Annotated in this window: 20 protein-coding genes and 1 pseudogene; 4 read left to right on the top strand and 17 right to left on the bottom strand. The window is 65.9% G+C overall.

The genetic code is table 11. From position 1 onward, the window contains the following. Window positions 1-2 precede the first annotated feature (2 nt). Together FB562_RS10375 and FB562_RS10370 are read right to left on the bottom strand one after the other, a co-directional pair. Entirely contained in the window at window positions 3-1445 is a 1443-nt protein-coding gene (locus FB562_RS10375; protein ID WP_141881236.1) for a hypothetical protein, read from the bottom strand. Further along, window positions 1442-1768 carry a hypothetical protein gene (locus FB562_RS10370; protein ID WP_141881235.1) on the bottom strand — a complete coding sequence of 109 codons (327 nt, stop codon included), beginning with the start codon at window positions 1766-1768 and terminating at the stop codon, window positions 1442-1444. Before FB562_RS10370 ends, FB562_RS10375 begins: the two co-directional genes overlap by 4 nt. Before the next feature lie 147 nt (window positions 1769-1915). Here FB562_RS10370 and FB562_RS10365 point away from each other — a divergent pair, with 147 nt between their 5' ends. Both FB562_RS10365 and purB read left to right on the top strand, forming a co-directional pair. Next, the gene (locus FB562_RS10365; protein WP_141881234.1) at window positions 1916-2437 is read left to right on the top strand and encodes a low molecular weight protein-tyrosine-phosphatase; all 522 of its coding nucleotides are present in this window, start codon (window positions 1916-1918) and stop codon (window positions 2435-2437) included. After that, a complete protein-coding gene (gene purB / locus FB562_RS10360) occupies window positions 2434-3831 on the top strand; it encodes an adenylosuccinate lyase (RefSeq protein WP_141881233.1) in 1398 nt (465 codons plus the stop codon). The genes FB562_RS10365 and purB overlap by 4 nt, the downstream gene beginning before the upstream one ends. A 130-nt stretch (window positions 3832-3961) precedes the next feature. Here purB and FB562_RS10355 read toward each other — a convergent pair whose 3' ends face one another. The 7 genes and pseudogenes from FB562_RS10355 to rpsF all read right to left on the bottom strand — a co-directional run. After that, complete coding sequence (locus FB562_RS10355; protein WP_141881232.1) at window positions 3962-4231, bottom strand: hypothetical protein; 270 nt, start codon at window positions 4229-4231, stop codon at window positions 3962-3964. Then, window positions 4228-4836: a hypothetical protein gene (locus tag FB562_RS10350; RefSeq protein WP_141881231.1), complete on the bottom strand. Its 609-nt coding sequence runs from the start codon at window positions 4834-4836 to the stop codon at window positions 4228-4230. The genes FB562_RS10355 and FB562_RS10350 overlap by 4 nt, the downstream gene beginning before the upstream one ends. A 140-nt stretch (window positions 4837-4976) precedes the next feature. Then, window positions 4977-6353, bottom strand: coding sequence for a replicative DNA helicase (gene dnaB, locus FB562_RS10345; RefSeq protein ID WP_141881230.1), 1377 nt, complete (start codon window positions 6351-6353; stop codon window positions 4977-4979). Between the two features lie 515 nt (window positions 6354-6868). Then, window positions 6869-7321: a 50S ribosomal protein L9 gene (gene rplI, locus FB562_RS10340; protein ID WP_141881229.1), complete on the bottom strand. Its 453-nt coding sequence runs from the start codon at window positions 7319-7321 to the stop codon at window positions 6869-6871. 11 nt (window positions 7322-7332) lie between these two features. After that, entirely contained in the window at window positions 7333-7596 is a 264-nt protein-coding gene (rpsR, locus tag FB562_RS10335) for a 30S ribosomal protein S18 (RefSeq protein ID WP_141881228.1), read from the bottom strand. Between the two features lie 44 nt (window positions 7597-7640). Further along, entirely contained in the window at window positions 7641-8150 is a 510-nt protein-coding gene (locus tag FB562_RS10330) for a single-stranded DNA-binding protein (RefSeq protein WP_141881227.1), read from the bottom strand. A gap of 90 nt (window positions 8151-8240) precedes the next feature. Beyond that, a pseudogene (gene rpsF, locus FB562_RS10325) lies at window positions 8241-8603 on the bottom strand (30S ribosomal protein S6); the annotation flags it as partial. Window positions 8604-8756: 153 nt separating this feature from the next. Here rpsF and FB562_RS10320 point away from each other — a divergent pair. Further along, window positions 8757-9830 (top strand): inositol-3-phosphate synthase, encoded by a 1074-nt coding sequence (locus tag FB562_RS10320; RefSeq protein ID WP_141881225.1) that lies wholly within the window; start codon window positions 8757-8759, stop codon window positions 9828-9830. On the opposite strand, the gene FB562_RS10315 is transcribed toward FB562_RS10320, so the two are convergent. Genes FB562_RS10315 through FB562_RS10280 form a run of 8 tightly spaced genes read right to left on the bottom strand, consistent with a single transcriptional unit; the run spans window position 9808 to window position 18868 of the window. Continuing rightward, window positions 9808-11415, bottom strand: coding sequence for a long-chain-fatty-acid--CoA ligase (locus FB562_RS10315; protein ID WP_221625404.1), 1608 nt, complete (start codon window positions 11413-11415; stop codon window positions 9808-9810). The two genes, FB562_RS10320 and FB562_RS10315, sit on opposite strands and share 23 nt — an antisense overlap. Before the next feature lie 55 nt (window positions 11416-11470). Next, window positions 11471-12229: a 3-oxoacyl-ACP reductase FabG gene (fabG, locus tag FB562_RS10310; protein ID WP_141881223.1), complete on the bottom strand. Its 759-nt coding sequence runs from the start codon at window positions 12227-12229 to the stop codon at window positions 11471-11473. After that, complete coding sequence (locus FB562_RS10305) at window positions 12226-13446, bottom strand: acetyl-CoA C-acetyltransferase (protein ID WP_141881222.1); 1221 nt, start codon at window positions 13444-13446, stop codon at window positions 12226-12228. Before FB562_RS10305 ends, fabG begins: the two co-directional genes overlap by 4 nt. Continuing rightward, window positions 13446-14294: an SMP-30/gluconolactonase/LRE family protein gene (locus tag FB562_RS10300; RefSeq protein ID WP_141881221.1), complete on the bottom strand. Its 849-nt coding sequence runs from the start codon at window positions 14292-14294 to the stop codon at window positions 13446-13448. Before FB562_RS10300 ends, FB562_RS10305 begins: the two co-directional genes overlap by 1 nt. Window positions 14295-14305: 11 nt before the next feature. Then, entirely contained in the window at window positions 14306-15337 is a 1032-nt protein-coding gene (locus FB562_RS10295) for an ABC transporter permease (RefSeq protein ID WP_141881220.1), read from the bottom strand. Beyond that, window positions 15337-16311 (bottom strand): ABC transporter permease, encoded by a 975-nt coding sequence (locus tag FB562_RS10290; protein ID WP_141881219.1) that lies wholly within the window; start codon window positions 16309-16311, stop codon window positions 15337-15339. Before FB562_RS10290 ends, FB562_RS10295 begins: the two co-directional genes overlap by 1 nt. Beyond that, window positions 16308-17798 (bottom strand): sugar ABC transporter ATP-binding protein, encoded by a 1491-nt coding sequence (locus tag FB562_RS10285; protein WP_185740538.1) that lies wholly within the window; start codon window positions 17796-17798, stop codon window positions 16308-16310. Before FB562_RS10285 ends, FB562_RS10290 begins: the two co-directional genes overlap by 4 nt. Window positions 17799-17830: 32 nt before the next feature. Further along, the gene (locus tag FB562_RS10280; RefSeq protein ID WP_185740537.1) at window positions 17831-18868 is read right to left on the bottom strand and encodes a sugar ABC transporter substrate-binding protein; all 1038 of its coding nucleotides are present in this window, start codon (window positions 18866-18868) and stop codon (window positions 17831-17833) included. A 168-nt stretch (window positions 18869-19036) separates the two neighbouring features. On the opposite strand from FB562_RS10280, the gene FB562_RS10275 reads away from it, so the two are divergent. Further along, on the top strand, window positions 19037-19672 hold the full coding sequence (locus tag FB562_RS10275) for a TetR/AcrR family transcriptional regulator (RefSeq protein WP_185740536.1): 636 nt from the start codon (window positions 19037-19039) through the stop codon (window positions 19670-19672).

The following is a 19672-nucleotide window of genomic DNA, read 5'->3' as shown; positions in this document are numbered from 1 at the left end:
CATCAGCGGGTGGCCGTCGCGTCTTCGCTGATGCGACGGGCCTGCCAGGTGCTCGTCTCGACGCTCACGGCGCCCCTGGTGAAGGAGTCGAACGACTTTCCCACAGCGGTCACGTGCGCTTCGCCACTGCCATCGATGAGCGCGGCGGTCTGCTGGTAGCGCGACAGATCATGGGAGGGCAGGAGCGTGCCCAGCGGCACGGTGGTGTTGGCGAAGAGGTCACGGGTGACGATGACGGCAGTGGTGCTCTTCTCGAGCCCGCCCGCGGCGATCACGAGGTCTCCCGCGTGTTCGACCTTGAGTACGGGCACATCGGGCGAGTCCATCTGCCCGGTCGGCCCACCGAGGGTGAGCACGCCTCTCACGTCGTAATCGCCCGAGCCCGCGACCGCCATGGCGAGCATCGCGCCCTGCGAGTGACCGGTCAGCATCACGGGCGTCTCCGCGGTCACGCCCGCGTCGGCCATCGCCTGTACGAGTGCGCGGGTCGAGCCGGCGAGCTCGCTGCCGGAGACGAGCCCCAGATTGCTCGTCAGATCCCACGGATCTTCTCCGGTGACGGGTGAGAAGTCCTTCGTGCCCGCGATGTACACCTCGAAGCGGTCGGGCTCGCCCGTGACCTCGTAGCGATCGATGCGAATCTGCTGAGGGCTCGGCGGGATGCGGGCCGCCCTGTCGGCGAAACCTGCGGGCACCGCGGATGGCGCCGTCGCGTCGATCCGAGACTTGCTCATGCGGGTGGCCGCCACGGGGCCCTCTCTGAGCAGACCGACCGCCCGGGCTCCCGCCGTCAGCACGGTCGCCGTGCCGGCGAGCCCGGTCACGGCGATCTGGTCGCTGCCGAGGAACGCGACCAACTCCGAGGGCAGGCCGAGCAGGCCGCCTCCGAAATCGTCGACGCTCATCACCCCGAGTCTCACCAGCTCCACGGTGCGGGGATCGTTGAGCACCTCCCGGTTCATCTCCAGCCAGCGCGCGACCAGGGAGCCCTGGTCGATCGCGGCCAGCGCGGCGAAACCTGCGACGCTGACACCGGCCCCGAGGAGGAACAGCCCGCCGATCGCCGGTACGGATGACATGAGCGCGCCCAGCCCGTAGGCCTGCCTCCCGGCGAGTTCCCGCAGCATCGACTGGGTCATCGCCTCAGCAAGGCCATAACCGGATGCCGCGGTGTCGAGCAGGCCTGCGAGCATCTGCCCGTCGATCACCAGCGCCTCCAGAAAGAAGCGTGCCTCGTCGATGGCGCCCTCGGCGAGCGCCGCCGAATACGGGAGGTTCGCCATGACGATGTCCTCTCCCGTGACCACGCGATCGACCCGGTCGAGCAGCATCCGACAGCTCGCCACCTCCTCCGACAACTGCCGAAGCTGAGCGGAGTAGCCGCCGATCTCCGCAGTGGTGACCCTGTGCATCCCGCCGCCGGAGACGGAGAGGTCGTCACTCATCTGCTGCCCCAATCCGTGCCGCGGAGCGCGCTCGAGCTGTGCGCGATCGCGGCATCGAGGGCGTCGAGCGCACGCACGGCCTCCCAGCGGAGCTTGGACAGCGACAGGTCGAAGGCCAGGCGCGCCGGCCCGCTCCACTCCCCGGTGCCCTCCTGTGGCAGAAGGGCAAGGGCCTCCGCACAGCGAGACCTCACCCGCCGCAGCCCGTGCAGCTGGTCGATCACCTGATCCCTCATACCCTGACAGTCCTCCTCGATCGAACGTGTTGCCCCGGCGACGCCGCCCATCGCGTGTCGCAGTTCCATGCTTGCGGCCCCGCGCATCCGAGCCCCTCGTCGCGGAGCGATCTGTGAAGAACGCGTGCATCGCAGCGCAACTGAGGAGAAGCGGGCCGCCCTTGCCCCCCGATCGAAGGAACCCGGGGAGACCGGGGGACAGCGCGGGGCTGCGAACTGCGAGAGAATGGGGCAATGAGCTTCGACCGCACCCTCGATGAGTCGGCGCTCTTCAGAATCTGCTTCGTCTGCACGGGCAACATCTGCCGCTCGCCGATGGCGGAGGTCATGTTCCGCGACATGGTCGCCAAGGCGGGCCACAGCAAGTCCATCGCCGTGATGTCCGCCGGAACCGGCGACTGGCATGTCGGCGAACGCTCCGACGAGCGCACCATCGCGACGCTCGCCGACGGCGGCTTCGACGGAACCGGGCACAGGGCCCGTCAGTTCGACCCCGACTGGTTCGACAAACTCGACCTCGTCGTCGCCTTCGACCGCAGCCAGGAGCGCATCCTCAAGAACTGGGCCAGCACCGAGACCGACCGCAGCAAAGTCCAACTGCTGCTGAGCTTCGACCCGGAGCAGCAGCAACTGGACATCCCCGACCCCTACTACTCCGATGCGGCGCTGTTCGAAACAGTGCGCCGCACAATCCACCAGGCAAGCGCGGCCCTGTTCCGCCAGATCGAGCCGGCCATCCGGCGAGGAGTGTCATGACCCCCCTTCCCCCCCAGCCCCTCAGCCCGCTCGACGGGCGCTACCGCGCCGCCGTGTCAGACCTCGGTGAGCAGCTCTCCGAGGCCGGCCTCAACCGCGCCCGCGTGCAGGTCGAGGTCGAGTGGCTCGTGTTCCTCACCGACCGCTCGCTCTTCGGCTCCTCGCCGCTCAGCGACGAGCAGAAGGCGGCGCTGCGAGCCGTCGTCACCGACTTCGGGCAGGAGGCCATCGACGCGCTCGCCCGCGAAGAGGCCGTCACCCGCCACGACGTGAAGGCCGTCGAATACTATGTGCGGGCCCAGCTCAGCCGGCTCGGCCTCGACTCCATCGCCGAGCTCACGCACTTCGCCTGCACGAGCGAAGACGTGAACAACCTCTCCTACGCGCTCACGGTGCGGGCCGCCGTCGCCGACACCTGGCTTCCGCGCATCCGCACCCTCATCGACACGCTCGAGCAGCGCGCGCTCGACTACCGCGACACCCCCATGCTGGCGCTCACCCACGGGCAGCCTGCGACGCCGACCACCATGGGCAAGGAGCTGGCCGTGTTCGTGCACCGCCTGCGCCGCGTGCTCGCCCGCATCGACCGGGTCGAATATCTGGGCAAGTTCAGCGGCGCCACGGGAACCTTCGCCGCCCACCAGGTGGCCGACCCTGGGCAGGACTGGCCCGCACTGTCGGAGGAGTTCGTCACCGGCCTCGGTCTCGTCTGGAACCCGCTCACCACCCAGATCGAGTCACACGACTGGCAGGCAGAGCTGTACCAGGCGGTCAACCATGCGGGGCGCATCCTGCACAATCTGTGCACGGATGTCTGGACCTACATCTCGATGGGCTACTTCACGCAGACACCCGTGAAGGGCGCCACGGGCTCCTCGACGATGCCGCACAAGATCAACCCGATCCGCTTCGAGAACGCGGAGGCCAACCTCGAACTGGCCGGCGCCCTGCTCGAATCGCTCGCCCAGACGCTCGTCACCTCTCGCCTGCAGCGTGACCTCACCGACTCGACCACGCAGCGCAACATCGGCGTCGCCTTCGGCCACTCGCTGCTGGCGATCGACAACATCCAGCGCGGGCTCGCCGAGATCAACCTCAACGAGGCGAAGCTCGCCGCCGACCTCGACAGCAACTGGGAGGTGCTCGCGGAGGCCATCCAGACGGTCGTGCGGGCCGAGGTCACGGCTGGTCGCAGCCAGATCAAGGACCCGTACGCGCTGCTCAAGGAGCTCACCCGTGGCAACCGGGTCGATCATGCCCAGCTGCTCGCGTTCGTCGAGGGGCTCGACATCGGGGCGGCCGCGAAAGAACGTCTCGCCGCGCTCACACCTGCCACCTACACGGGCCTCGCGAGCGGCCTCGTCGACTACCTGAAGACCCCGCCAACGGCGTAGGTCGCCCCGCACTCCGCCCCCGTTCACCTGACACTTCGCGACAGATCTGTACCAGCGCAGGTGGCGGGCCTGTCGCGAAGTGTCAGGTGGGCGACGGATGCCCGTGACAGGCGATCCACTCACCCGCGGGTCAGTGCGGCGCTCCGCCGCCCTGCTTGTTCTGCGCGTCGATGTCGTCGAGCTCGGCGGAGTCTGGCTTCATGGCGAGCGCCAGCAGCGCCAGCGTCATCATGCTCAGGATGAAGATGATGCCGGTGACGATCGCGGTGATCTCGATATCGCGGGTCACCATGAGGGTGATGAGCCCCGAGAACACGGAGATGCCGCCGCCGATGAGCAGGTACTCGAGCGGCCGCATGCGGTCTTTGCGGCTGGGTTGTGTGTTGCGGGGTGCGCTCATGCCGTCGCCTCGCCCTTCTTCGTAGAGGTCTGTGCCCAGCGCAGCGAGAGGCCGGCGATGACGTGGTACACGCCGACGAGCACGGCGTAGGCACCGAACAGGCCTGTCGCGAGGATGGGGTCGGGCGGGATGATGAGGAAGACGAGGGCTGCGATGGCGGTGAAGCCGCCCACGGTGAGCCAGTCGCGCCCGATGGCGCTGTCTCGGCTGCGGAGACCCGCATACAGTTCGAGGAATCCGGTGATGGCGGCGAACACGGTGAGCAGGAGCAGGAACTCACTCAGCCCGCCGGGCGTCACGCCCGCACCGGTGCCGAATGTGATCCCCGCGCCACCGAGCATCGCGGTCACGATGCCCTGGATGATGATGACGGTGCGCGTGGCCCCCGGCGCCAGTGCGCGCCCACCGAAGGCAGCGAGCACCACGCCGCTGGCGAGCGCGAAGATGCCGAAGACGAGTGAGCCGACCGTGGCCGAGTGATCCTGCATGAAGGTTATGGCGAGCCCTGCGCCGAGTGCGGGGACGGCGCGGCCGAGGTCGAGTATCCAGACGCCGCCGGGTCGGCCCGCGACTGTCTTCTCGACCGGATCCTGCAGAGTCGACACGGGCCCTCTTCCTGATAGACGAACCCAGCCAGTCTATCGCCGCGTCCCTGTGCCCGACCCCGGCCCGAGGGACGGCATCCGAGGTGTCGCCTCAGGCCGCGAACCCTCCGTTCGTCGCGCATCACGGAGGGATGCTGGCGCTACGCCGGCGCCATGTCCGTGAAGCGGGAGAAGTGGCCCTGGAAGGCAACCGTGACGGTGCGGGTCGGCCCGTTGCGGTGCTTGGCGACGATCAGGTCGGCTTCGCCCGCGCGCGGGTTCTCCTTCTCGTAGGCGCTCTCCCTGTGCAGCAGGATGACCATGTCGGCGTCCTGCTCCAGCGATCCGGACTCTCGCAGGTCGCTGAGCGCTGGCATCTTGTCGGTGCGCTGCTCCGGCCCACGGTTGAGCTGCGACAGCGCGATGACCGGAACCTGCAGCTCCTTGGCGAGCAGCTTCAGCGCACGCGAGAACTCACTGACCTCCTGCTGTCGCGACTCGACGCGCTTGCCGGATGTCATCAGCTGCATGTAGTCGATGATGATCATCTTGAGCCCGACCTTCTGCTTGAGACGCCGGCACTTGGCACGGATCTCGACCAGGGTCATATTGGGGCTGTCGTCGATGTAGAGGGGCGCGTCGTTGATGCGGCCACGGGTGGATGCGATCGTGGTCCAGTCGCGGGCATCCACCGTTCCCTTGCGCATGCTCTGCAGGGGAACGGCCGCCTCGGCGGAGAGCAGGCGCATGGCGATCTCGGAGCGGCCCATCTCGAGCGAGAAGAAGATCGAGGGCATGTCGTGCTTGATGGATGCGGCGCGAGCGAAGTCGAGGGCGAGCGTCGACTTTCCGAGAGCAGGTCGAGCGGCGACGATGATCATCTGCCCCGGGTGGAAGCCGTTCGTGAGGTCGTCGAGCTCGGCAAAACCGGTCGGCACGCCCGTCATGGAGCCGTCGTTGCCCTTGGCCGCCTCGATCTCGTCGATGGCCGTCGTGACAGCGACCGTCAGAGGAATGAAGTCCTCCGCCTCGACTCCGCCGGCGACAGCGTAGATCTCGGCCTGCGCGTTGTTGACGAGGTCGACGACCTCGCCCTCGCTCGCGTAGCCCATCTGCACGATGCGGGTGCCCGCCTCGACGAGCCTGCGCAGCACCGCCTTCTCGGCGACGATGCTCGCATAGAAGCCGGCATTCGCGGCGGTCGGCACGACGCCCGTGAGCGTGTGCAGGTAGTCAGCTCCACCGGCCCTGGTCAGCTCGCCCGTCTTGGTGAGCTCGTCGGTGACGGCGATCACATCGGTCGGCTCGCCGTGCGAGTAGAGGCTGAGGATGGCGTCGAAGATGATCTCGTGCTTGGGGATGTAGAAGTCGATGGCGCGAACAGACTCGATGACGTCAGCCGTGGCATCCTTGCTCAGCATCATGCCGCCCAGAGCACTCTGCTCGGCGAGCAGATCGTGCGGGGGAGTGCGCTCTGACGGACGCTGCTCTGAGCTCCTCTCGGAAGACCCTGCGAGTCCCAAGTGCGCTATCGACAATTCCGTACCTCTTCTCAGGACTGTTCTACAGTCCGCCCCCGACATCGGTCATCCGACACCCTGCCGTGCCCGTGAAGCCTGGGGATCGCCTGCATGCGCGGAACCCCTCCGCCATGCCTACCGACTCGATATGTCCCCGAGCCACAGTAGCCGCGACCTACCCGCTGACGCGCCTGCTGCACAACGATAGGAACCGAATCACCCCACCACAAACCACCCTGTGGATAACTCTGTGGAGGAATCGGGCGAAACGCCGGGACGCGTGTGAACAAGCTGTGGACTGAACTGTGGAGAACAGAAGAAATCTGAGCAATAAGTGCCGTCTGATCAGGGATTTCTCTATTCACACCATGTGTGTAGAAAGATGTTTACAGTTGCACTTGAAGGTTGCTCCCCTGTCGCCCATGCTGTGCACAAATATGGGTACAACGCTTGACAACTGCGCCCGGAAACGACAGATGGCGGCGGGCCGAAGCCCACCGCCATCCGCTCCCGGAGACCGGGAAACCACAAAACTACTTGGCCGCAACCACCTGAATGGTGATCGTCGCGACGAGGTCGTCACGCAGGCGAACAGTCGCCTCGTGCTCGCCCGTCACCTTGATCGGAGAGGTGATCTCGATCTTGCGCTTGTCGACCGTTCCGATACCGGCTGCGGCGACCGCATCCGCGATGTCGGCGTTCTTGACCGAACCGAAGAGACGACCCTCCTTGCCGGCCTTGATCGTCAGCTTGACCTTGGTGGCCTCAAGCTTCAGCTTGAGGTCCTTGGCCTCCTCAACGGTCGCGTGCTCGCGAGCTGAACGAGCCGCCTTGATCTGCTCGATCTGCTTCTCGCCGCCACGGCTCCACGCCACAGCAAGACCCTGGGGAACCAGGTAGTTGCGGGCGAAACCGTTCTTGACCTCGACGATGTCGCCGGGGGTGCCGAGGCCTGTGACCTCGTGCGTCAGAATCAACTTGGACATATCACTGGCTCCTAACGGCCTGAGCCGGCGTAGGGAAGCAGCGCCATCTCACGTGCGTTCTTGACCGCACGGGCGATGAGCCGCTGCTCCTGGACGGAGACACCGGTGATTCGACGGGCGCGGATCTTTCCCCGCTCCGAGATGAACTTGCGGAGGGTGGCGACATCCTTGTAATCGATGACGCCGACGCGAATGGACTTCGCGGGGGCGGCGTTCTTGCCGCCCTTCATGTTGCGGAGGGGCTTGCGGCGGTCGCCGCTGCTCTTTCCTGCCATGGTTTCCTACTTTCGGTAAAGATGAATGCTCGCGCGGGCGCGGGCTAGAAGGGTGTCTCGTCGCTGTAGTTGCCCGGCGTGTTCCACACGTCGCCACCAGAGGTTGAACTGGCGGGTGCAGCTGCAGCCCACGGCTCGTCCGCGACCTGACCACGCTGGCCACCGCCACCGCCACCACCCTCACGCCCGGAGGACGTGCGGGTGAGCTGCGCCGTGGCGTAGCGAAGGCTGGGACCGATCTCGTCGATCTCGATCTCGAAGCTTGTGCGCTTCTCGCCCTCTTTGGTCTCGTAGTTGCGCTGCTTGAGACGGCCCGTGGCAATGACGCGGGACCCCTTGGTCAGGGACCCGGCCACATGCTCGGCGAACTCGCGCCACACGGATGCCCGCAGGAACAGCGCCTCGCCATCCTTCCACTCATTGCTCGCACGGTCGAAGGTGCGGGGAGTGGATGCGATGGTGAAGTTGGCAACCGCCAGCCCGTTCTGCGTGTACCGCAGCTCCGGATCGCTGGTGAGGTTGCCCACCACAGTGATTACGGTTTCGCCGGCCATCGACTACTCGCTCTTCGCGGCTTCTGCAGCCTCAGGAGCGGCCTTCGGGGCAGCGGCCTTCGGAGCCTCGGCAGCCTTCGGCGCCTCTGCGGCCTTCGGGGTGGCAGCAGCCTTGCGGGCCGCCTTCTCCTCCGAGAGCTTGGTGGCGGCAGCCACCTGAGCGATGGCCTCTTCGGCACGCAGCACCTTGGTGCGCATGACAGCCTCGCTGAGCTTCAGCTGGCGGTCGAGCTCGACCGTCGCATCCGCATTCGCAGTCATGTCGACGACGGCGTAGATGCCCTCGGACTTCTTGTTGATCTCGTAGGCAAGACGACGCTTGCCCCAGATGTCGACCTTGTCGATGGTTCCACCATCGTTGCGGATGACATTCAGGAACTTGTCCAGACTGGGGGCCACGGTGCGCTCATCGATCTCAGGATCGAGAATTACCATTAGTTCGTACTGATGCATAACTAACCCACCTCCTTCGGACTAAACGGTCACAGACGGTCTGTGACAGGAGGGTTGAGGCATCTGCTGTCTGCGGAGGCGCCGAATGGCGCACGCACACAACCTGCCTAGTGTAGTCAGAACAAGCTTTCACTATCAAGGAGAACTATTTCCATGTCGATTCGGGTTGCCCTCGCGGGCGTCGGTAACTGCGCGAACTCTCTCATCCAAGGGGTGACGTTCTATCGCGATGCCGCCGACGGCGACGTGGTGCCCGGCCTCATGCACACCCGCTTCGGCGGCTACGGCGTCGGCGACGTCGAATTCGTCGCCGCATTCGACGTCGATGCGACCAAGGTCGGCCTCGACCTCGCCGAGGCCATGTGGGCCGGCCAGAACGACACCTACCGCTTCGCCGACGTCACCCCCACAGGCGTCACCGTGCAGCGCGGCCCGACGCTCGACGGCCTGGGGGAGTACTACCGCGACAGCATCGAGGAGTCCTCCGAGCATCCGGTCGACGTCGCCCAGGCCCTGCGCGATTCCCGCGCCGACGTTCTCGTCATATACCTCCCCGTGGGGTCGGAGGAGGCCGCCCGCCACTACGCCCAGGCCGCCCTGGATGCCGGCGTCGCCGTCGTCAACGCACTGCCCGTCTTCATCGCCAGCGACCCCGTGTGGGCGCAGAAGTTCGTCGACGCGGGCCTGCCCATCGTCGGCGACGACATCAAGAGCCAGCTCGGCGCGACCATCACCCACCGCGTGCTCGCCCGACTGTTCGAGGAGCGCGGGCTCGTGCTCGACCGCACCTACCAGCTCAACGTCGGCGGCAACATGGACTTCAAGAACATGCTCGAACGTCGCAGGCTCGAATCGAAGAAGATCTCCAAGACGCAGGCAGTCACCAGCAACCTCGACGCCACCATCGACCCCGACAATGTGCACATCGGCCCGAGCGACCATGTTCCGTGGCTCACCGACCGCAAGGTCGCCTACGTGCGGCTCGAGGGCCACGGCTTCGGCAACGCGCCCACGAGCCTCGAATACAAGCTCGAGGTGTGGGACTCGCCCAACTCGGCCGGCGTCATCATCGACGCGGTGCGGGCAGCGAAGCTCGCGCTCGACGCGGGCATCGCGGGGCCACTGGAGGCGGCATCCGCCTACTTCATGAAGTCCCCGGCGAAGCAGCTGCCCGACCCTGTGGCGCGCGAACTGCTGGAGCAGTTCATCCGCGATTCGGGGAAGTAGCGAGGGTCCTCAGCACATCCTTGGCGACCTTTCCTGTCGTGTTCCGCGGGAGAGCATCGATGAACCTGATCTCATCGGGCAACCACCACTTCGGAACCCTGTTCCTGAGTTCATCGAGGATCGACTGTGCCGACCCGGACTCACCTCGCTGCATGACGACGAACGCAACCGGGCGCTCCAGCCATTTCGGATCGGGGCGCGCCACCACGGCCGCCTCGGCCACCGAGGGAAGGGCACAGATCGCATTCTCCAGGTCGATCGACGGAATCCACTCACCGCCGGACTTGATCAGGTCCTTGATGCGATCGTGGATGGTCACATAACCGAATTCATCGATGCTTGCGATGTCTCCCGTGCGCAGCCAGCCGTCATCCGTCAGAAGCTCATGGCCGACGTCACCGAGGTACGCCGCAGCCACTGTGGGGCCGTGCGCCTGCAACTCGCCCGTCGACACGTCATCGTGAGGAAGCAGGAGGCCCGAGTCGACATCCGCCACCCGTAGCTCCACGAACAACGCAGGCTGCCCCTGCCGGGCGAGAACCTTCTCTCGCTCGGCCTGCGATACGCCGTCGTGATAGCTGCGCAGGCCGCCGATCGCCCCTGTCGGGTTCAGCTCGGTCATTCCCCAGGTGTGCATGATCGGAACACCGACACGCCGCTCCCACTCCGCCGCAAGCGGGGGAGGCGTGGCGGACCCGCCGCCGAGCACGATGCGCAGTGAGCTCAGATCGGCCTCCTCCAACTGAGGCAGCATCCCACTCCAGATCGCCGGGACGGCGGCCATCACGGACACGCGATGGTCCTCGACCAATCGCAGCAGCGAGCGAGGCGAGAGATCAGAGCCCGGCAGCACGAGGTCGGCCCCCGCGAAGAGCGCCGTGTACGGCAGCCCCCAGCCGTTGGCGTGGAACATGGGAACGATCGGCATGACCGTGTCGCGCTCCGAAATGCCGACCAAGCCCGCAGCCATGCCGCCGAGTGAGTGCAGCACGGTCGAGCGGTGGGAATAGACAACCCCCTTCGGATTGCCCGTCGTGCCGGATGTGTGGCAGATGCTGGCAGCGGAAGTCTCGTCCTCGACACTGAAGCGCCCCGAGAACGGCTCCACACTGCTCAGCAGTTCTTCGTAGTCGATGATGCGGTCATCATCGGGCCGGTCGGCGCCAGAACCGTCGTCGATGACAACCCAGTGGCGAATTCTGTCGAGCCTCTCGGCGAGCGGCCAGATGCGCTCGAGCAGCGACAACTCGACGACGATCACGTCGTCCTGTGCCTCCTCGATGACATGCCGGAGCTGCTCTGCGCTCATCCTGATGTTCAACGGGTGGAGCACCCGGTCGGCGCAGGGCACCGCGAAATACAGTTCGAGATGCCGGTCGGTGTTCCAGGCGAAAGTGGCCACCCGAGCGCGCGCCGGAACATCCAGGGCATCCAATGCGGCGGCCAGTCGACGCACCCGAACCGCCCACTCCGCGACGGTGGTGTGTCGCACGGCTCCGGCCTCCGCCGTCGTGATGCGCTTCATGCCGGAGATCTGCTCCGCCCGGTGGAAGATCATCGGGATGGACAGAGGAACGGACTGCATCAACCCCAGCACGGCCACTCCCTCCGCTCGACCGCCACCTGTCGCGATTCGACGCTCACGCGTACGGTCCTCCCGCGACGTACAGTATCTGGCCCGTGACGAATGAGGCGTCATCCCTCGCGAAGAATGCGACGGCGGCGGCGATGTCCTCGGGCTGGCCCATGCGGGCGACAGCCGTTTCTGCCACCATCTTCGACGCGAACTCGTCGTAGCTGATCCCCATGCGGTCGGCGGTCTGCACGAGCATGTCGGTCTCGATGTAGCCGGGCGCGATGCAGTTGGCCGTGACGCCGAACTTGCCCAATTCGATCGCCAGGGTCTTGGTGAATCCCTGGATCCCGGCCTTCGCGGCCGCGTAGTTCGACTGCCCTTTGTTTCCCAACGCGGAGATGCTCGACATGTTGATGATGCGCCCCCATCCGGATTTGGTCATGTGACTCTGCACCGCGCGAGTCATGAGGAACGAACCCTTCAGGTGAATGGAGAGCACCAGATCCCACTCCTGCGTCGACATCTTGAACAGGGGGTTGTCCCGGATGATCCCGGCATTGTTGATCAGGACGACCGGCGCGCCGAGTTCCCGGGCACAGCGAGCGACCGCCTCCTCCACCTGTTCCTCGTTCGAAACGTCTGCCCCGAGGGTGATGGCCCGTCCGCCCGCAGCTCGGATCTGCTCAACGGTGTTTGCGCAGGCCACCTCGTCGATGTCCAGGACCCCGACGGCAAAGCCATCCTCGGCCAGACGCTTGGCCACGGCGGCGCCGATGCCCCGTGCGCCGCCGGTGACGATGGCCGTTTTCGTGTTCTCGCTCATGTCAGTCTCTCGATGATCATCGCCATGCCCTGTCCGCCCGCCACACACATCGTCTCCAGTCCAAATTGCTTGTCCTTCTCCCGCAGCCCATGGATGAGCGTTGTCGTGAGGCGCGCGCCGGTCATACCGAACGGATGTCCGACCGCGATAGCGCCGCCGAAGACGTTCAACCTCTCCGGGTCGATACCGAGTTGTCGCTGCGACGGAATCACCTGCGCGGCAAAGGCCTCGTTGATCTCGACCAGGTCGATGTCGTCGATGCCGAGTCCCGCCCGCAGCAGCGCCTGCCGCGACGCCTCCACCGGGCCCAGGCCCATGATCTCCGGCGACAGCGCGCTCACGCCCGTGGCCACAATGCGGGCCAGTGGCTGCAAGCCCAGCTGCCTCGCCTTGGTGTCGCTCATGATCACGAGCGCTGCCGCACCATCGTTGAGCGGGCAGCAGTTGCCCGCCGTCACCCGACCGTCCTCCCGGAAGGCCGGCGTCAACCCGGCCAACGCCGCTGCGGTGACACCCGCACGCGGACCATCGTCGGCATCGACGACGGAACCGTCGGGCAGAGTCACCGGGGTGATGTCGCGCTTCCAGAAGCCATCGGCGATCGCCTTCTCTGCCCGATGCTGCGACAGGAGGGCGAAGGCATCCATCTCCTCTCGGCTGATGTCACACAGTCGCGCCACATTCTCAGCGGTGGCGCCCATCTCGATGTAGACATCCGGCAACAGTCCCATCGAGCGCGGATCGACCCACTCTTTCGAGTCGTCGCGCAGGCCGTCCTGCGTCCTCTCCGCTGCAGCGTCGAACAGCGGATTGCGGGTGTTCGGCCATCCGTCGGCGCTGCCCAGGCGGTAGCGCGACACCGTCTCGACGCCGCCCGAGATGAAGGCCTCGCCCTCGCCGGAACGGATCGCATGGAAGGCCATGCGTGTGGTCTGGAGCGACGACGAACAGTAGCGATTCACGGTGGTGCCCGGCACCGAGTCCAGGCCGAGGCGCACCGCCACAGCGCGAGCGATGTTGAAGCCAGACTCCCCGGCAGGCTGGCCGCAGCCCACCAGGATGTCATCCAGCTCGCGAGCGTCGAACCCGGGGAGCTGCGTGAGAGTGGCCTCGATCATCCCCGCGAGCAGGTCATCCGGGCGCATCTCCGCCAGTGAGCCCTTGACCGCGCGCCCGATCGGTGATCGCGCCGCAGAGACGATCACCGCGTCGGGCATCATGCGGTCTCTCCGGGCACATCGACGATGATGCGTTCGATACGGCCGGCGCGAATCTCGGTCTCGTCCGGCTGGAAGCTGTTCGCCGTCGACAGCAGGAGGCTGCGTCCATCCTCGCCGCCGAGAACGCAGTCGACGGCGAGGCGATCACCCAGGTCGATGACGTCTGTGACCGTGCCTCCCTCCGTCACCCGCAGGAACTCCTTCGTCACAATCGATGAGACCCAGATGGCGTCCTCGCTGTCTCGGCACAGGCCGTCGGGAGTGCTGCCCTCGGGGAGTTCCGCCCACAGCCGCTTGTTGTGGGGGCGCCCCCCTGCATCCACGTCATACGCGGTGAGGCGGCTCCCGAAGGTCTCGGCCACCACCAGCTCCCCGCTGGTGAGCAGAACCATGCCGTTCGGGAACGTCAGATCATCGGCGACCACCGACCACGCGCCCGAGGCGTCGACATGGATGAGCGGCCCTCCCTGGGCAGGCTCGTCGGCGTAGAGGTCGTAGCCGAAGCCGCCGATGAGAAGGCTTCCCGAAGGCATCCGAATCAGGTCATTGATCGGATACGGCGTGGCCGCAGAGAGGTCCGCGAACACCGTCACCTCGCCATCCGAACCAAGCCGGTACACCTTGCGCGTCAGCATCCCGCTCACCACAAGGGAGCCGTCCGGTAGCCAATCGATGCCCGAGAGCCGGTCGTCGACAGTCATCACCGTCGTCAGATTCGAGCCATCAGCATCCACCCGGTGCACGGTGCCGGAATGCATATCGCTGAACCACAGTTGTCCGTCGTGCCAACGACAGCCCTCCGGGAATCGGAGGCCCTCCAGCAGGATCTCGGTGTGAGCAGTCATGCTGTGCTCCTTCAACTCTCAGTGTTTCGGTCGGGGAGGACGGCGATCTCTGTCACGCCATCCTGCTGCCTGCTTCTCAGGCGGGTTCGGATGCCACCAATACGGTCTCGCAACCCCGGAGCATCTGCGAGCACCACCAGGGCGAGGAAGGTCGCGAAGATGAGCTGGGTGACGAAGCCGGGAAGCGCCGCGAAGACGACGGTCTGCGAGAGCACTGCGACAGCAAGCGCACCGAACAGCAGGCCGGTGCCGGAGCCTCGCCCGCCGGAGAGCGAGACTCCGCCGATCAGCGCCGCGACCGCCGCCAGCACCAGCGGCTGCATGCCCGGGTTGGGGTTCGCACTCGAGTAACTGAAGTTCAGCAGCGCCCCGCTGAGTGCGGCCAGCATGCCGGAGACCGCGAACACGCCGATCAGCCTGCGATCGACGGGAACGCCGGACACTCTGGCGGCTCGGCGATCGTCGCCGAGGGCCCGCAGTTCCGGACCCAGGCGAGTGGATGCAAGAACAACGGCCACGATCACGAAGATGAGCAGCACGATGATGCTGCGAGGCGACAGGACGCCGAGAATCGTCTGGTCCACCCACATGGAGGCCTCAACATTGGTGTATGTCACCGAGAGTCCGCCGGAGAGAACCGAGGTGAGCCCCAGCAGGGCGATATAGCTGGCAATCGTCACCGGCATCGACGAGAGTCGGAACTTGGCGATCACCGTGCCCTGCACGAGCCCGACCACCAAGCCGGCGAGCACGCCGGCCGCGACGCCGAACAGCGGATCCTGTTGGCCGAGTTGCACGGCCACCATCCCGCCGAGGGCAGAGACCCCCACCACGGAGACGTCGAACTCGCCTGCGATCATGGTGATGCCGAGCGCCAACGCGAGCAGACCGAGTTGGGCGAGGCCCTGCAGCATGTTGTAACCATCGAAGATGGTTACGGTGCGCCCGGTGGCGGCCGCGGTGACGGCAAAGATCAGCACCACCACCACTATGGCGAGCAACGGGACGAGCGTCTCTGTACGCCGGATGTTCCTGGCGATCATCACTTTTCCCTCTTCGATTCGAGATGCACCACGATGACGAGCACAAGCACCAGCAGGCCCTTGACGAGCAGTTGGGCACCGGTCGAGAATCCGCGCAACAGCAGCAGGTCGGCGATGATCGCGATGGCGAGCGTTCCTCCCACGGTGCGTAGGGCTGAGCCCTTTCCACCGGCGATGGCTGTGCCTCCGGCCAGCACCGCCGCAATGGCGTCGAAGGTGATCGTTCCGCCGAGGTTGATGGTTGCCGTGGTGTTGAACGCGGCGAGGAAGAGCGCGCCGACGGCAAGGAGGACGCCGCCGACGACCCAGGCGAAGAGCACGATGTGCGGCACCGGCAGGCCCGCTGCTCGCGCCGCCCGTCGATTCTCGCCCACCAGATACATCTGCTGGCCTCGAACTGTTCTGCGCAGGATGATCTCAGCCAGGACGGCAGCGCCGATGAAGACGAAGACGCTCAGCGGGATTCCGAGCGGCGTCGAGTTCAGCACCTCGAAGTTGTTCACCGTGGGGTAGACGGTCGTTCCTCCGGTGACGAAGGTGGCCAGTCCTGTCAGTGCGAACGCGGCGGCGATGGTGAGGACGACAGGATTGGCGGACCAATAGCCGACCAGAGCGCCCTGGATCGCCTGGATCGCGGCGCCCGCCAAGAGGGCCACGGCGATGGCCGGCACAAGCCCGAGCTGCTGCGAGGCGAGGAAGACCATGGCGATCACTGCCATCGTCTGTGCCGTGGCCAGGGAGACGATGGATCCGACGATCATGATGAATGTTCCGCCGAGCGCGGCGAGCCCCACGATGCTCGCGGAGGCGAGAATCGCCTTCGCATTGTTGATGGTGAAGAACTGGGGGGTCGTCGCGCACAGCACGGCGAGCGCGACGATGACGACGGCGATCGTCACCTTTTGCCACGGAAGATTGCGGATGCCCGTGCTCGCGCTCGTATCCGTCGTCGCGGCGGTCATGGCTCCGGTCATGGGGTGCCCTCCGAGATGTGGACCATGTCGTACATGAGCTCATTGGCCGATACTGTGCCACTGTGCTGCCGAACCACTCTTCCGTCCTTCATGGTGATGATGATGTCTGCGAGATCGACGAGCTCATCCAGCTCGGTGGAGGCGAACAGCACGGTCACACCGGCGTCGGCTGCCCGGCGGATCAGCCCGTGGATCGCCGCGCGGCCGCCGACGTCAACCCCGCGGGTCGGTTCGTCGATGAGCAGCACGCGCGTGTCGTCGCGGAGAAGTGTTCGCGCGATGAAGACCTTCTGCTGATTGCCCCCGCTCAATGAGGACACCGGGCGTCCCAGCCCTGCGTTCGGAAGCGAGACCAGCTCGGCCAGGGCGGCGACACGTCTGCGCTGGCGAATCCTCTGGATGAAACCCCATCGGCTGATCGCCGAAAGCCTGGTCGCCAGCAGGTTCGTGGCGATCGAACGGCTCAGGAAGAGCCCTTCCGACTTGCGGTCGTTGGATATGACGACGACTCCGGCCTTGGCCGCCGCCGCGGGGTCGGCGAGCCGCAGTCGGCCAGTGGCAACCCTGACCGCACCCACCGCAGACGGTTCAAGCCCGCCGAGAGCACGCAGCACGGTGGATGCCCCTGAGCCGACCTGGCCGGCGAGCGCATAGATCGTGCCGGCACTCGCATCCAGGGTGAAGGGAGCCAGTTCGCGCCCGACCGCCAGACCGCTGATCGAAAGCCCGGGGGTCTCCTCGTCGTGGGCGGGAACCCGTCGCTCCAGGCGGTGCGGCGCCTCACCGAGCATGTCGGCCATGAGGGTCGCGATGTCCGTCTCGGCTGAGTTGCAGGTGCGAACGAGCCGGGCATCGCGCAGAACCGTCACGTGATCGCACAGCGCGAGAACCTCACCCAGGCGATGCGAGACGAAGATCACCGCGCAGCCCTGCTCGGCGACCCGACGCACCGCCGCGTACACGTACTGGGATTCCGTCTCGTTCAGCGTCGCGGTCGGCTCGTCCAGGATCATCACCCGTGGTCGCTGCCCCAGCGCTCGGGCGATCTCGACGAGCTGCCTCTGGCCGAGGGTCAACTCCTCGACCCGGGTGTTCACATCCACGCCGGGAAGCCCGACGCTCGTGAGAAGTTCACGTTCGAGCACGTGGGTCAGGCGAGGCCGGATGCCCGCATCAGCTGCGCCGAGACGCACCGACCCGAGACGCATGTTCTCGGAGATCGACAGTGCCGGCACCAGGCTGAGCTCCTGATCCACCAGCGAGATCCCCTGCCGCTGGGCGGCACGACGCGAACGGAGCCGCGCAGCCTCCGAGTCGAGCCCGATCGTGCCGGAGTCGGGTTGCAGCTGTCCGGTGAGCATCTTGATCACCGTGCTCTTGCCCGCCCCGTTGTGGCCGACCAAGCCGTGGATCTCTCCGCGGGCCACGGAGAACGAGACGTTGTCGACCGCGAGATTGTCACCGAACCGGAGGGTCAGCCCGTCCACTGTGAGGACGGGCTGACGCTCCAAAGGTTCTGTTATGCCTTGCTGCATCGGTCAGCGAACTCATCCAGGTTGGCGGCTGTGACGCGGTCCTCGGTGAGGGTGACGACGCGCGGCGGCTCCTTGCCCGTGAGGAGCTCAATCGTGTACTCGGCCGTCTTCTGCGCAATGGTGCCGGGGTCCTCCGTTGCCGTTCCGTAGAGTTCACCGGCCCTGATCGACTCGATGCCCGCCTTGAAGCAGTTGCCTCCACTCACGATGAGTCCGTCCTCTCCTCCCACGGCGAAGCCGAGCTGCTTGGCGGCATTGATGATGGGGAGCGCCATGTAGTCGGCCATCCCGTATGCGCCCTGGACCCCATCCGGGCCGTACTTGGCCAGAAGTTGCTGAGCGAGGGTGCCAGAGAGCGTCGGGTCCCAGTTGCCGTCCTGGACATCCAGGATCGTGAAGGATGGGTTCTCGTCGAAGACCTTGTTGAACCCCTTCATGCGATCTTGGGTGACCAGCATCGCCTGGGTGCCTGCGACGACGATCACATTGCCCTCGTCCCGGCCCTGCGCCTTGATCCCCTCGATGATGTTGGTCGCGGCAAGCTCGCCGAGCGCAACGTTGTCGGAAAGGACGCTTCGGATTCCCGGGTCATCGGCGATGGCCGGATCTGCCGGTCCGTCGACGACGATCACGGGGACGCCGGCCTCGACCGCCTTGCGCATGGGGCCGACCATCGCCTGCGTGTCGACCAGGAGGGTGACGATGACGGACGGCTTCTGTGCGACAGCCTGGTTGAAGTTCTGCACCTGGATGCCGGCGTCCATCGTCGTGAGGTCGAGGACGGTGGCGCCCTCCGCCTCGAGTGCCGGCATATAGACGGAGTTGAAGTACGCACCCCAGGGGCTGGTGTCGCCGTAGCCGACGAAGGCGATGGTCTCGCCGCTCAGTGACCCTTCCGTCTTGGCGGTGTCGCCTGGTCCGGTGGCTGAGCATGCGGCGAGGAGCCCGATGGACATGGCGCCGGCTAGCACAGCCGAACCCCACCTTCGTGGCATGGAACGACTGCTGTGGATTGAGCTCATTGGTTTCTCCTTTGAAACGTGAGGACGCGCTGAGCGGGCGATCTGCATCGGATGCCAGATTATGACTGAGCGCTCGCTCATCGTATTACATCGCCCGTGTATGTTGTCAACAGATCACTTCGAGATCGATACACTCGAACCCGAACAGGGCGGACAAGGACAACGACATTGCCCCAGGAAAACACTCACGTCGAGCTGTCAGGCCGCCACGAGGTCCTCGACGAGGTCGAGCCCCTCTCTGCCCGAAAGCTCGCCAACGCCGCCCTGGACTCGTTCTTCACCGCTGGCTACGGGGGCACGACCACCCGGCATATCAGCGAGCAGGCCGGAATGAGCACCGGCTCCCTCTACTCGAGCTTCCGCTCAAAAGAAGAGATCCTCTTCCTTCTCGCGCGACTCGGGCACGAGTCCGCTCTCCGCGCCCTCAGGGAGGCCGCAGGGCAGTCCCCTCCCGCCGCGTCGCGCGTTCGCGGGATGATCTACGAATTCACCATCTGGCATGCGCGCAACCACCGGATCGCCCGCGTCTCCCAATACCAGCTGGCCGCGCTCACGCCCCAGCACCATGCGATCATCGCCGGCCTCCGGCACGAGATCGAGGCAGTGCTGCAGACCGAGGTCGAAGCCGGGGTCGCACAAGGCGAGTTCGACATCGATGACATCAAGGGCTTCGTACTGGCCGCCCTGTCACTCGGAATCGACGTCGCCAGATGGTTCTCGCCCGAAGGTCGCCTCACCCCGGAGGCGCTCGCAACCTCCTACGCCGACCTCGCGATGCGGATGCTTCGACCCACCAACCACTGA

The organism is Homoserinimonas aerilata, from assembly GCF_006716125.1.
In the GTDB taxonomy this organism is placed as follows: Bacteria; Actinomycetota; Actinomycetes; order Actinomycetales; family Microbacteriaceae; genus Homoserinimonas; species Homoserinimonas aerilata.
This window is presented reverse-complemented; position numbering and strand designations above follow the sequence as displayed.